Source organism: Streptomyces sp. Je 1-369 (genome assembly GCF_026810505.1).
Classification (GTDB): Bacteria; Actinomycetota; Actinomycetes; order Streptomycetales; family Streptomycetaceae; genus Streptomyces.
In genome coordinates, this window is record NZ_CP101750.1 from 1,322,693 (window position 1) to 1,335,373 (window position 12,681).

10 protein-coding genes are annotated in these 12,681 nt (G+C 74.0%); 5 read left to right on the forward strand and 5 right to left on the reverse strand.

The genetic code is table 11. From position 1 onward, the window contains the following. The first annotated feature begins 737 nt into the window (after positions 1 to 737). From NOO62_RS06075 to NOO62_RS06090, 4 genes are read left to right on the forward strand one after another with little or no spacing between them, the layout of a single operon-like run. Positions 738 to 1,919 carry a polyprenyl synthetase family protein gene (locus tag NOO62_RS06075; RefSeq protein WP_268769880.1) on the forward strand — a complete coding sequence of 394 codons (1,182 nt, stop codon included), beginning with the start codon at positions 738 to 740 and terminating at the stop codon, positions 1,917 to 1,919. Next, positions 1,916 to 3,400, forward strand: a complete 1,485-nt coding sequence (locus NOO62_RS06080; RefSeq protein ID WP_268769881.1) for a phytoene desaturase — start codon at positions 1,916 to 1,918, stop codon at positions 3,398 to 3,400. The genes NOO62_RS06075 and NOO62_RS06080 overlap by 4 nt, the downstream gene beginning before the upstream one ends. Beyond that, a complete protein-coding gene (locus NOO62_RS06085; protein ID WP_268769882.1) occupies positions 3,397 to 4,425 on the forward strand; it encodes a phytoene/squalene synthase family protein in 1,029 nt (342 codons plus the stop codon). The genes NOO62_RS06080 and NOO62_RS06085 overlap by 4 nt, the downstream gene beginning before the upstream one ends. Next, entirely contained in the window at positions 4,422 to 5,417 is a 996-nt protein-coding gene (locus NOO62_RS06090) for a DUF5914 domain-containing protein (protein ID WP_268769883.1), read from the forward strand. The genes NOO62_RS06085 and NOO62_RS06090 overlap by 4 nt, the downstream gene beginning before the upstream one ends. A gap of 221 nt (positions 5,418 to 5,638) precedes the next feature. Here the strand turns inward: NOO62_RS06090 and NOO62_RS06095 are convergent, their stop codons facing one another. The 4 genes from NOO62_RS06095 to NOO62_RS06110 all read right to left on the reverse strand — a co-directional run bounded on the left by NOO62_RS06095 (position 5,639) and on the right by NOO62_RS06110 (position 10,249). Next, a complete protein-coding gene (locus tag NOO62_RS06095; protein ID WP_268769884.1) occupies positions 5,639 to 7,207 on the reverse strand; it encodes an FAD-dependent oxidoreductase in 1,569 nt (522 codons plus the stop codon). Next, positions 7,204 to 7,932, reverse strand: coding sequence for a methyltransferase domain-containing protein (locus tag NOO62_RS06100; protein ID WP_268769885.1), 729 nt, complete (start codon positions 7,930 to 7,932; stop codon positions 7,204 to 7,206). The genes NOO62_RS06095 and NOO62_RS06100 overlap by 4 nt, the downstream gene beginning before the upstream one ends. A gap of 1 nt (position 7,933) precedes the next feature. Then, positions 7,934 to 9,166 carry a lycopene cyclase family protein gene (locus NOO62_RS06105; RefSeq protein ID WP_268775485.1) on the reverse strand — a complete coding sequence of 411 codons (1,233 nt, stop codon included), beginning with the start codon at positions 9,164 to 9,166 and terminating at the stop codon, positions 7,934 to 7,936. A gap of 114 nt (positions 9,167 to 9,280) precedes the next feature. Continuing rightward, positions 9,281 to 10,249: a MerR family transcriptional regulator gene (locus NOO62_RS06110; RefSeq protein WP_268769886.1), complete on the reverse strand. Its 969-nt coding sequence runs from the start codon at positions 10,247 to 10,249 to the stop codon at positions 9,281 to 9,283. 151 nt (positions 10,250 to 10,400) lie between these two features. On the opposite strand from NOO62_RS06110, the gene NOO62_RS06115 reads away from it, so the two are divergent. Then, the gene (locus tag NOO62_RS06115) at positions 10,401 to 11,030 is read left to right on the forward strand and encodes a sigma-70 family RNA polymerase sigma factor (RefSeq protein ID WP_268769887.1); all 630 of its coding nucleotides are present in this window, start codon (positions 10,401 to 10,403) and stop codon (positions 11,028 to 11,030) included. A gap of 21 nt (positions 11,031 to 11,051) precedes the next feature. Here NOO62_RS06115 and NOO62_RS06120 read toward each other — a convergent pair whose 3' ends face one another. Continuing rightward, a complete protein-coding gene (locus tag NOO62_RS06120) occupies positions 11,052 to 12,560 on the reverse strand; it encodes an FUSC family protein (RefSeq protein WP_268769888.1) in 1,509 nt (502 codons plus the stop codon). Positions 12,561 to 12,681 lie beyond the last annotated feature (121 nt).

Consider the following 12,681-nt stretch of genomic DNA (forward strand, 5'->3'; position numbering starts at 1 on the left):
TCCCCCGGGAGACCCCCGCCTCCCGCGCCGCGCTGTTCCTCCCCGCGGAAAGCGCACGCCCCACGCGCACGGCATTCCGCACAATTCAGCGCTTGTGAACAACCCACCCCAGCGGCAAAGGACACACTCGTCCTGCCGGAATCACGAACCGATACCGGAACCCGTCCGAACCCCGGGCGCTCCCCGCACCCGAAGCCCGCCCCGGGCCCCAGGAAATTGATCACCCCCACGTACGGCGTCGGCACGCGATCACTCACTGTCCGCAACGCCGGACTATTGCTGATTTATAGCCGCCTCGCACCCGAACAGCTGAAGCACGGACAATCTAGAGCATGGGGACGGGTATGGAGAGGCCATGTGTGGAATTTGTGCTCGACCTTTGAGACCGGATCAACCGTTCGGTGAACACCCGCGTCTCTGTAACGGTCAGGACACGCGCTGTGACCAGCGGCGATAGGGGCTCCCGACCGCCCGGGCGATGACGACCCGGAGTCGGCGCCACCGCGTGGGGCGCCGGACGGCTGACGCAATTTCGCCCCCGGAACAGCGGCCGAATGGCCAGTTCCATGGCCTTGGCCACGGATTTGGACACGTTCGCACACCGCGCGCCCACCGGCGCCGCCCGCGCCGTCCCGGTGACGGTCGGTAGGTGCCGCGCGGGTGCATCCGAGAGACCCCCGGCGCCCGAAGCGTTCTGTGACCCGTATCGATCAAGTGTCACGGTGGGAGGACGCGCCATGCTCTCGGGACCCGCGGAGGGGACCAGGCAGGACACCCTGGACGGTGCGAGCGCGTGCGACATCGACGCCGACGTGTCCGCCGCGGTGCACCGTACGTTGGAGGGCGTCCTCGACGGACGGCTCGAGGAAGCCAGGGCCATCGACCCCACGTTCGCCGAGGACATCGCGGACCGCGTGGCCCGGTTCACCCTGCGCGGCGGCAAACGCATCCGCTCGCAGTTCCTGTGGTGGGGCCTTCGGGCGTGTGCGGGAGGCGCCGGACCCGGTCAGGCGGACGCGGCCCTGCGCCTGGCCGCGGGGCTCGAACTCATCCAGACGTGCGCCCTGGTCCACGACGACGTCATGGACGGCTCACCCCTGCGCCGGGGCCGGGACGCCGTGCACGTGGATCTCCAGAACCAGTACGGCCCGCACGGGAGACAGGGCTTCGGGGCGGCCGCCGCCATCCTCGCCGGTGACCTGGCACTCAGCTGGGCCGACGACGTGGTCGCCGCGACCCGCCTGGACGCGGTGCGGGCGCCCCGGGTGCGCGGACTGTGGCGGGCCATGCGCGCGGAGATGGTCGCGGGCCAGTACCTGGACCTCCAGGGGCAGGCCACCCGTTCCCGGTCGGTGACCGGAGCCGTGCGGACTGCCGTGCTCAAGACCGCCCTGTACTCGGTGGAACGCCCGCTGGCCCTCGGAGCGGCGCTCGCCGGAGCCGACGAGGCGACGACCGGAGCACTCTGCTCGGCGGGTCGCTGCGCCGGAATCGCCTTCCAGCTGCGGGACGATCTCCTCGGCGTGTTCGGCGAGCCCGGGGAGACCGGCAAACCCTCGGGGGACGACATTCGCGACGGCAAGGGCACGTACCTCCTGGCGGTGGCGGCCGCCCGGGCCGAGGCCGCGGCGGACCACGACGTGCTGGCGCTGCTCGACCGCTGTACCGGCAGGGCCGACCTGGACGAGGACGACGTGCGCGGGGTGCGGGAGGCGTTCGTGACGACCGGGGCCCGCGGGATCGTCGAGGACAAGATCCGCCGGCTGGTCCACCAGGCGCACCGCCACCTCGCCTCCGGCGCCCTGGTCCCCCACGCCGACCGGCGGCTGCACGAACTGTTCTGCCGCGTGGCCGGTCTGCCCGGGACCGGTGCGACGGCCGCGCTGCACCTTCCCTGGACCGAGAGCGGGAGCCGATGAGGACCATCCCTGGCCGGACCGACCATGTGGTGATCGTGGGCGCCGGGCTCGCGGGCCTGTCCGCCGCCCTGCATCTGCTGGGCTCCGGCCGTACGGTCACGCTCGTCGAACGGGCCGACCAACCGGGCGGCCGGGCCGGGCTCATGGAGCGCGCGGGCTACCGGATCGACACCGGGCCGACGGTCCTGACCATGCCGGAACTCGTCGAGGACGCCTTCGCCGCGGTGGGCGAGAGCCTGCGCGACCGCCTCGACCTCGTGCCGCTGCACCCCGCCTACCGGGCCGCGTTCGCCGACGGCAGCTCCCTGGACGTCCACACCGGAGCCGAGGCCATGGAAGCCGAGATCGAACGGTTCGCCGGGGCCCGGCATGCCGTGGGGTACCGGCGGCTGCGCGCCTGGCTGACGCGGCTCTACGAGCTCCAGATGCGCCGGTTCATCGACACCAACTTCGACTCCCCGCTGGAACTCCTCACCCCCGACCTGGCCCGGCTCGCCGCCCTCGGCGGCTTCGGACGCCTCGACGCGCGCATCGCCTCGTTCCTCCCCGACGAGCGGCTGCGGCGGGTCTTCTCCTTCCAGGCGCTGTACGCGGGCGTGCCACCCGCCCGCGCCCTCGCCGCCTACGCGGTCATCGCCTACATGGACACCGTCGCCGGGGTCCACTTCCCGCGCGGCGGCATGCACGCCCTGCCGCGCGCCATGGCGGCCGCCGCCGAACACGCGGGCGCCGACGTCCGGTACGGGCACACGGTCGAGCGTCTGGAGCGGTCCGGTTCCCGGATCACGGCCGTCGTCACCGACCACGGCCGGGTCCCCTGCGACGCGGTGGTCCTCACCCCGGACCTCCCCGTCGCGTACGGACTCCTGGGCCGCGCCCCACGCCGCCCGAACCCGCTGCGGCACTCGCCGTCCGCTGTGGTCCTGCACCTCGGCACCGACCGCACCTGGCCCCAGTTGGCCCACCACACGATCTCCTTCGGGTCGGCATGGAAGCAGACCTTCGACGAACTGACCCGCACCGGGAAGCTCATGTCCGACCCGTCCCTGCTCATCACCCGGCCGACGGCCACCGACCCCTCCCTCGCGCCCCACGGACGCCATCTGCACTACGTGCTCGCCCCCTGCCCCAACACCGACATCGGCCCCGCCGCCCGGGACTGGACCGACCTCGCGCCCCGCTACCGCGACAGCCTCCTCGCCGTCCTCGAGCGGCGCGGACTCGCCGGGATCGGGGCGGCGATCGAAGAGGAGTGCATGGTGACCCCCGCGGACTGGACCGGCCAAGGACACGCGGCGGGCACCCCGTTCTCCGCCGCCCACACCTTCCCGCAGACCGGGCCCTTCCGGCCCCGCAACCTCGTACGGGGCACGGACAACGCGGTCCTCGCGGGCTGCGGCACCACACCCGGTGTGGGCGTGCCCACGGTCCTGATCTCCGGCAAGCTGGCCGCCGCGCGCATCACGGGAGTGAGCCGATGAGCGGCCGGGAGCTGGACGCCGCGGCGATCACCGATCCCGCGCTGCGCGCCGCGTACGGCCACTGCCGACGTCTCAACGCCCGCCACGGCAAGACGTACTTCCTGGCCACCCGGCTGCTGCCCCTCGAACGGCGGCCCGCCGTGCACGCCCTGTACGGCTTCGCGCGCTGGGCCGACGACATCGTCGACGACCTGGAGGTCACCACCGCACCCGCCGAACGCTCCCTGGCGCTGCGGCGGCTCCAGGGCCAGCTGGACCGGGGGATGCGGACCGGGAAGAGCGGCGAACCCGTCGTGACGGCGCTGGCCGACACCGCCCGCCGGTACGCCATCGACCCGCGGCACTTCAGCGACTTCATGACGTCCATGCGCCAGGACCTCGAAGTGACCGAGTACCCCACCTACGGCGATCTGGAGCGGTACATGCACGGCTCCGCCGCTGTCATCGGCCTGCAGATGCTGCCCGTGCTCGGCACCGTCGTCCCCCGCGCCGAGGCCGCCCCGCACGCCGCCGCCCTCGGAGTCGCCTTCCAGCTCACCAACTTCCTGCGGGACGTGGGCGAGGACCTCGACCGCGGCCGGATCTACCTGCCCCAGGAACTCCTCGCGGCACACGGCGTCGACCGCGCGCTGCTGCACTGGAGCCGCACCACCGGGCGCGGGGACCCCAGAGTCACCGAGGCCCTGAAGGAGGCGGCCGCCTTCACCCGCGGCGTCTACGCCACCGCGGCCCCGGGCCTCGCCATGCTCGATCCCGTCGCGCGCCCCTGCATCCGCACCGCCTTCGTGCTGTACGGCGCGATCCTGGACGCGATCGCCGACGACGGATACGCCGTCCTGCACCGGCGGGCGGCCGTCTCCCGCCGCCGCCGCGCCGCGGTCGCCTGCGACGGCCTCGCCCGGGTGGCCGCCGCACGCCTGCGGCACCGGCCGGCCGGCGCCCCCGCGCTGCCGCCCGCCCCGCCCGAAGCCGCGCCCCCGCACCACGGCACGTACACCCCGCGCTCACGGAAGGAGCCGGTATGAGCCGCTATCCCTTGCGGCTGCGCCGTCGGCCCGTCGCCTGGGAGGACCAGCGCCCGACGTGGCGGGAGGCCCGGCCCGCGGTGATCGCCGCCGCGCTGAAGCGTGCCCAGGGCCGTCCGTCCGGCAACTGGTACGTGGTGGGCGCGACCCGGCAGCTCAGGGACGACCGTCCGCTGGGCCGCACGGTGGCGGGGCGGGAGGTCGTCCTGTGGCGTGACGCCGCGGGAACGCTGCGGGCGGGCCCGGGCGCCTGTCCGCACCTCGGCGCGCCGCTCAAGGACAGTCCGGTGCGCTGCGGCACGTTGATCTGTCACTGGCACGGCATGTCCCTGGACGGGGCGCCGTTCGCGGGCTGGAGTCCTTATCCGGCCTTCGACGACGGCGTCCTGGTCTGGGTCAGGCTCGACGACGTCGGCGGCGAAGAGCCCCTGGACCGGCCGGTGCTGCCGTGGCGTCCCGGCCCGGCGGAGAGCGTGGCGGCCGTGCTGACGGTGGCCGGGCGCTGCGAGCCGGAGGACGTCGTCGCCAACCGGCTCGACCCCTGGCACGGCGCGTGGTTCCACCCGTACTCCTTCGTCGATCTGACCGTGGCCCCCGTCGCGGACGACGACGGGGACGACCCGCGGCAGGACGCGTTCACCGTCGATGTGTCGTTCAAGGTGGCGGGGCGCGCGGTCGTACCGGTGCGGGCGGTCTTCACCGCACCGGAGCCCCGTACCGTCGTCATGCACATCACGCGGGGCGAGGGCGAGGGTTCCGTGGTGGAGACCCATGCGACGCCCCTGGGCACGGACCGGGCGGGGAACCCTCGTACCGCGGTCGTCGAAGCGGTGATCGCCACGTCCGGGCGCCCCGGCTTCCTCGCCGCCAGGGCCGCCGGGCCCGCGCTGCGGCCGCTCATGAGGGCGGCGGCGGCCCGGCTGTGGCGCGACGACCTGGCGTACGCGGAACGCCGCTGGACCCTGCGCAGCACGGGCCGGTTCCCGGGCTGAGAGCCTGTGTCATAACCCCGGTCGGATCAGTGGGCGTCGTCTGGTGCGTGCGATCGCAAGGCGCCGGAGCGTCCTGGTAGCGGAGCTACCTGGGCGGTTCGGCAACGCGGCATGGGGGTCCCCCCTGGCCTTTAAGGCCTTGGGGGAGGGAGGGCGTGCCAGGCGTCGACCACCCGGCCGGGGTTATGACACAGGCTCTGAACCGGGCGGAGCCCGGGCTCCTACGTGCCGAGCAGCCGGTTGAGTGCCCGCAGCGCCCCGACCCGCCCCCGGTCGGGGACCGACCACAGTGTCTGGCCGTGCAGCCCCCAGCGTTCCAGCAGTGCGTTCGCCGCGAGGAACCCCGTGGTCACGGCGCGCTCCATCAGGGCGGCCGGCAGGTCGGTGCGTACCAGGTCGCCCGCGACGGTCAGGGCCGGGTCCGCGGTGTGCACGGTGGGCCGGTCCTCGTAGCCGCCGACCGCGAACAGCGGGCAGTCGGCACGCCATTCGTGCCGCTCGTCCACGATCTTGGCGTCGCGCGTCTCGGGGTAGACGCGTTGCAGCTGCACCCGCAAACGTTCCTGCTCCGCCGTCCGGTCGGCGCCCGGGTCGACCGCGTACGCGTGCAGTTCGACGACCGAGCCGCCCGTGCGCGCGACCCAGCGCAACGCCTCGCCCTCCCACCGTTCGAGGACGCTCACGTTGTCCAGCGGCCCGTATCCGCTGGTGCCCATGAACCCCGGGCGATCGGCGGCCACGGGACGGTCGAGCCAGAGGCGGGAGACGAGGAAGGGCGGTGCGGTGCGCAGCCGCATGATCCGCTCGCGCCACCGGCGGTCGGCGAGGCGGGGCGAGCGGGCGACGACGTGCTGCAGGCCCGTCGTGTCGAGTGCGAGCACCACGGTGTCGTACTGCGCTCCGCCGTCCTCGGTGCTGACGCGGAACCCGCCGCCCGGCACCGGCCGCACGCTCTCCACGGCGTGCCCGGTGCGGATGTCGACGCCGTGGCCCATGAGGTAGTCGGAAAGGGGTTCCCAGAAGGCCGTCGGGAAGGGTTCCTGCGGTACGTCGAAGAGCAGGCCCTCGCTGGAGCCGAGGAAGTAGATGTGGAACATGAGGGCGAGTTCGGCGGCCGAGAGCAGGCGTGGGTCGGCGAAGAAGCTGCGGGAGAACACCTCGAAGGCCAGGTGGTGAGCGGCTTCGGGAAACCGGATGCGTTCGAGGAGCTCGCGCGCGCTGGTGCCGTCGAGCTGCCGGTAGGTCTCGGGGACGCGCACGTCCATCAGGGGCAGGGCCGCGCGCGGGTTCATCCGGGCCAGGTCGCGGCCGCCGAACGTGGGGCTCAGCGCGGCGAAGCCGAGTGCGCTCCACGGCGGGGTGCGCGGCACCTTCGCGAAGCTGTCCTGGAATCCGGCGCTGTGCCGCAGCGGATAGTCGGGCAGGCCGGTCAGCGTGGTCAGTCCCGGATCGACCCGGCGCAGCAGGCCGCGCAGGTTGTAGTACTGGCGGAAGAACGCGTGGAAGCCGCGGGTCATGGTCGCCGTGGAGCCGTCGGCGAGCTCGATGGGCCAGCCCGCCAGGCGGCCGCCCAGTTGGTATTCGCGTTCGTACAGGGTGACGTGGACGCCGCGTTCGGCCAGGGCCGTGGCGGCGGCGAGACCGGCGAGGCCGCCGCCCACGACGGCCGTGGTGCGCGTCTCGCCCCGCGGTACGCGCGCGAGTCCGGTCGGTCCGTGCCACACCCGGGCGCGGCGGTCGCGGCCGCGGCGGGGCGCCGCGTACGGCTGCTCCGAGACGTTCGGGTTCATCGGGCGGCCCCGCCGGATCCGTCGGCCGCGGCCAGCACGGTGTGCACGATGCCGGTCTGCCAGCCGGGCATCGGCAGGACACGTACGCGGTCGAAGCCCGCTCTGCGGGTGCGTGCGGCGAACGCGTCGGCGGTGTCGAAGCCGGAGACGCTGCGGAACAGGTGCCGGTAGAGGGCCGCGTCGCCGGACAGGGTGCCCGCGGGCTGCACCACCGCCTTGCAGACTGCCGTCCACACCAGGCGGTCCGTCAGGCGCCCGCTGAGGGTGTACTCGTGCACGGCGAGGCGGCCGTGCGGGGCGAGCAGCGCGCGGACCGCGGCGAGTACGGCGTCCGGGTCGGCGAGGTTGCGGAAGAGGTAGGCGGCGAAGACCGCGTCGAAGGGCCCCTCCACGCCCGCCTGTCCGAGCCGTTCGGCGGGGGCGTGCACGAACGTCACGGAGGGCGGCCAGGGTTTGGCCCGGGCGCGCTCCAGCATGCCCGCCGACGCGTCGACCGCGACGATCTCGGCCAGCGGGGCGGCGCTGAGCAGGGCCGCGGTGGAGGCGCCGGTGCCGCAGCCCAGGTCGAGCAGGCGCAGTCCGGCGCCGCCGTCCGGGAGCCGCAGCCGCCTGGCGGAGCGGCGCAGGTGGGCGTGGTAGCCGGGGTTGGCCGCGACAAGCCGGTCGTAGGTGCGGGCTGCGTGGTCGAACGCGGCGGACAGGGTGTCGTCGCGCAGCACGGTCATCTCAGTTCTCTTTCCGTTCGGCCGGACGTCCGGGCCGTGGGGCGGGGGCGGGGGCACGGTACTTGGGCAGCCGGGGCAGTTCTGCCGCCGTACGCAGCATGGGGGCCACGGGGGTGCGCAGCCCGATCGTCCAGTCCTCGCGCATGCTGGTGCGGCCGTCGAGGAAGCGGAGCAGCCGTTCCGTGGGGACCTCGCGGAAGAGGCGGGTGAAGAACGACGCGCCGTTCACCCGGCCGGTGTCCAGGGCCCGCAGCAGTACGGCGTCCATCGCCCGTGACCGTGCCGAGTGCGCGGGCGGCGGGAGCGGGGTGCGGCCGCGGTGGTAGGCGGTGGCGATGGCGCGGGTCTGTCGCTGGATGGCGGCGAAGGTGTACCCGGTCGAGGGACGGGTCGCTCCGCCCGCGGTGCCGATACGGAAGACGGAGCGGCCCGCGCGGCGCGGGAAGCGTGCGTCGGTCATGGGGATCACGCCGTGTTCCACGCGGACGACGTCGTGGGCGCCGAGGGCCAGTTCGTCCGTCAGGTACCGCGTCAGGGCCCGGTCGTAAGCCTGGTCGTCGAGGACCTGGCGGGAGAACTCCGTGTACTCGACCAGGGCTTGGTGCGGGCTGGTGGGCAGTACGTAGGCGAAGGAGAGGCCGTGCGGGGGCTGGGGCGTGCGGAAGTCCATCAGGTCGGCCACCTGCGGATCGAAGGCGGGCCGGTCGGTGGTGACGAACCAGCCGTGGAAGTGCTGCAGCAGGGTGGTGCGGCCGGGCGGCAGGACCTTGGACGGGCGCGAGTCGAACACCCACCGGGCGCGCAGCGACAGGGGTTTCCCGTCGGGGGTGCGCGTGCGGACCTCGGCACCGTCGCCGGCGTCGTGGATCTCCTCGACCACCGCCTCCAGGCGTGCCACGTTCGGCTCGTCGGCGAGGCGGTCGCCGACGAGGGACTCGAAGGCACCGGAACGCAGCATCTTGTAGCGCAGTGGGGCGGGTGAGGCGGTGACGGCGGTGCCGTCCGGGGCGCGGACGCGCAGGGTGTCCCAGACGGCGGTCAGGGCGGTGTCGAACTCGCCGTGCGGCTCCTCCCAGAAGCACCAGGTGCGCTCCGCGGGCCTCAGCGGTCCTGCGGGGGCGTCGATCAGGACCACCGACGGCATCGGGCCGCGGGGGCGGTCGACGGCAAGGCGGTGGGCGAGCGACAGGCCCGCCGCACCGGCCCCCACGATGGCGATGTCCGCGTCCTGCATGAAGCCCCTCGCCGGTCGTCCGCCCATGCCCATGCCCAGCATTCCGTACGGGATCGCCCCTTGGATGCAGCGACCGCGCGCGAATCGCCGGTGACGGACGCCGCGGTGACTCCCCTACCCGGGGTGGGGCGTGCTCAGCAGGGTGACGGCGTCCCGCAGGTTGCCGACGCGGGCGGGCCCGGTGCGCGTGGTCCGGCCCCAGCCCGGTCCCGCGGGCAGGACGAGGGCGCGCCGGCGGGCCCCCGCGGGCCCCCACTCCATGGCCGCCACGCGGCGGGCGACGGCCTCGCCCGCGGTGGAGCGGGCCTGTGACCACAGCACGACGGCCGATGGCCCGGTGCGCCGTACGGCGGCGACGAGTGCCTCCGGTGGCACGGCGGCGCCCAGCATGCGGGTGGGGACGCCCTTCTCGCCGAGGGCGGCGTTGAGTGCTTCCAGGGGCAGGGTGTGCTGCTCGTCCGGCATGCAGGCGAGCAGGACCGGCGAGGTGTCGAGGAGCGGTGCGGTGCGCGGGCGGAGCAGGGGGGCGCTGCGCAGGGTGGTCGAGATGTGCCAGGACAGGAGGTGCTCGACCTCCACGTAACGGTCGTCGGACAGCTCCCACTTGCGTCCCACCGCCCGCAGCGTGGGCACCATGACCTCTTCCCATACGGGTACGAGGCCGTGCTCGCCGACCAGCGAGTCGAGCCTGCTCTGCATCTCCTGCGCGTCGAGGCGGACCGCGGCGCGGGCGAGGCCCCGGCACTCCTGGCGTACGTCGCTGAGGGGCAGGACGGTGCTGGCGTCGCGGCGGCGCGGGCGGGTGGGCGGCACCCCGGACTCCCCGGGTGCCTTCTCCGAGGGCGCCCGGGAGCCCTCCGACGCAAGGCGTGCCGCCTCACCGGGCGGGATGCCACCGGCCGTGAGCCTGCACATGTGTTCCAGCACCGCGATGTCCTCGGGCGTCCACCGCCGGTGGCGCCCCTGCGTGCGGGCCGCGGGACCCAGGCCGTAGCGGCGGTCCCAGCTGCGCAGCGTGGTCGGTGAGACGCCCAGGCGCCGGGCGACGGCGCCCGAGGTCAGCGCGGCCGCTGAATCGTTCATGCCCCCAACGTACGACGCAGGAATACGACGCGGAATCGATGCACGTTGCTCGTCCGTCCGCCCGCGCGAAGGATCGGCGCCAGGCCGCCCGCCCGCCACGGACCACCCCGGGACGGAAGAAGCGGCCGCTCGGCAGAAGGAGCAGCCGCACATGATCGCCAGCCGACCGGTCCCGGTCACCGAGAGCGTTCCCGCCCCCCTGCCGGGCCGCGCGGCGGGCCGGGACGAGGAGGACCTGGCCACCGGCTTCGTGGCGGGGGACGAGGCGTGCCTGGCCGTCGTCCATGAGCGGTGGTCGGCGCTGGTGCACTGCGTCGCCCGGCGTTCGCTCGGGGACGCGCGGGAGGCAGAGGACGTGACGCAGCAGGTGTTCATCGCCGCCTGGCGCGGGCGGGCCGGCTACTCCCCCGGCCGCGGCACCCTCGCGGGCTGGCTCATCGGCATCACCCGGCGCAAGGTCGCCGACGCCCTGTCCGCGCGCAGCCGCCGGGCCGCCCTGGTCGACGCGGTGGGCGCGGCACTCGCGGTGCGCACCCCGGAGTCGCCCTCCCTGGACGGCGTGCTGGACCAGGTCCTCGTGGAGCACGAACTGGCCCGTCTGCCACCGCCGCAGCGCAAGGTCCTGCGCCTGGCGTTCTACGACGACCTCACGCAGCCCCAGATCGCCGTGGTCACCGGCTGGCCCCTGGGCACGGTCAAGAGCCACGCCCGTCGCGGCCTGCTGCGCCTGCGCCACGCCTTCGAGCACGACGCGGACACCGGCGCCGCACACCAGCCGTGACGCCGGTCCTCCGGTACGGGCTCAGGCGCCCAGCAACGGCGCACGCCCCGCCCGCTGGAGCGGGTGGGCCAGGTCGATCAGCGCCCGTTCCAGGCTGTGCAGGTGGGCGAGGGCCGGTTCCACGACGGCGTGCGGCAGGTCCGCGGCCGCGTTGACCTGTGCCGGTGCGCCCCGCGGCGCCGTCAGGGACTCGACCGCGGCCTCGACGCGGCGGCACGCGGCGGCCAGGCGGGCGTCGTGGGATGCCTCCGGGTCGGCGGCGACGGCGGCGAGCCCCCGTATCTCGCGCGCGCAGTTGTCGAGCAGGGCGACCACCTGAAGAGCGCGTCCCTTGCGGGTCCGCAGCGGGCTGCACGGATGCACGAGCGGCGCGAGGGACATGCGCACCCGCCCGAGGATCGCCTCCAGTTCGGCGATGCGGCGGGCGGGGTCGGCGGACTCCACGCCCCCGAGCCGGGCGGCCGCTTCCTTCGTGCAGTCGTGCACACAGTGCAGCGCCTTCTCGATCCACGCCTCGGTCGTCGCGTGCGTCGTGATCGGCAGGACGAGCAGCACGGCGAGGACCGCGCCGAGCGCGCCGATGCCGGTCTCGGCGAGGCGCAGCCCGAGCAGGCCCGCGTCGAGCACGCCGAGCAGGCCGTACAGCGAACCGGCGAGCACCGTCACCGAGAGCATCATCCACGTGTACGACACGGCGGCCGTGTAGAAGATGCCGAAGACGCCGACCGCCACGAGCAGGGCGCTGGGCACGGGCGCACCCTCCAGGGGGACGACGAGGACGAGGCCCGCGGCCATCCCGATCAGCGTGCCGAGCACGCGCCGGAAGCTCCGTACGACCGTCTCGCCGCGCGAGGTGGTGTTGACGAAGACCCACCAGGTGGCGCCGACCGCCCAGTACCAGCGTTCACCGGAGAGCAGCTGGCCCGCGGCGAGCGCGAAGGCTCCGCCCGCGGCCGCCTGGACGGCCTGCCGGGTGGTGGCCCTGGCCAGTCCCCTGGCGGCGGGCGGCGCGGGCGGTACGGCGCCGGGCAGCAGCCCGCGCTCGTAGCACCACGCCCCGAAGCGCACGGTCGAGGAGGCGGCGAGCGAGAGGAGCACCGCGACGTAGAGCTGGGGAAGCTGGTGCGGCTCCGTGTGGAGGAACTGGCTGATGAAGAAGGTCATGAAGGCGAACACGCCGAGCGAGTGCCCGCGCGGCCCCCACCGCCGTGCGTACACGCCGAGGCCCATGACGGCGAGGAAGGCGCAGTCCCGCGCGAGCGGGATGTCGTGGAGCGACGCGGCGAGCGCGAGGACGGGGAACCCGACGACGGGCAGCAGGGCCGTGGTGATCGCCTGTCCCCGCACCGTCGTGTCCGTGACGGTGAACAGGGCCAGGAGCGCGGCGAGTCCTCCGGTGATCGCCGCGACGAGCGAATGTCCGGCCAGGCCGCACACGACGACCGCCAAGGAGATGCCGAGTACGGCCCGTGCAGCGAAGCGGAGCCGCATCCGTCCCGGATCCGGCGCCACGAACACCCTCTTCAGCAAAGCTTCCCCGCCCTTCCGTGCACTTCTCGATCTGCTCGCATGAAAAAGGCGCCACGGAGATCCGCAGCGCCATCGACAGGACCATCAGACCATCCGATCACCATCTGGCTCAACTCAACCT

Excerpts from the sequence above, each read along its gene's own strand:
- NOO62_RS06075 (WP_268769880.1), top strand. The coding sequence starts at position 738 with ATGCTCTCGGGACCCGCGGAGGGGACCAGGCAGGACACCCTGGACGGT.
- NOO62_RS06095 (WP_268769884.1), bottom strand. The coding sequence starts at position 7,207 with ATGAACCCGAACGTCTCGGAGCAGCCGTACGCGGCGCCCCGCCGCGGC.
- NOO62_RS06110 (WP_268769886.1), bottom strand. The coding sequence starts at position 10,249 with ATGAACGATTCAGCGGCCGCGCTGACCTCGGGCGCCGTCGCCCGGCGC.
- NOO62_RS06100 (WP_268769885.1), bottom strand. The coding sequence starts at position 7,932 with ATGACCGTGCTGCGCGACGACACCCTGTCCGCCGCGTTCGACCACGCA.
- NOO62_RS06085 (WP_268769882.1), top strand. The coding sequence starts at position 3,397 with ATGAGCGGCCGGGAGCTGGACGCCGCGGCGATCACCGATCCCGCGCTG.
- NOO62_RS06080 (WP_268769881.1), top strand. The coding sequence starts at position 1,916 with ATGAGGACCATCCCTGGCCGGACCGACCATGTGGTGATCGTGGGCGCC.
- NOO62_RS06090 (WP_268769883.1), top strand. The coding sequence starts at position 4,422 with ATGAGCCGCTATCCCTTGCGGCTGCGCCGTCGGCCCGTCGCCTGGGAG.
- NOO62_RS06105 (WP_268775485.1), bottom strand. The coding sequence starts at position 9,166 with ATGCAGGACGCGGACATCGCCATCGTGGGGGCCGGTGCGGCGGGCCTG.
- NOO62_RS06115 (WP_268769887.1), top strand. The coding sequence starts at position 10,401 with ATGATCGCCAGCCGACCGGTCCCGGTCACCGAGAGCGTTCCCGCCCCC.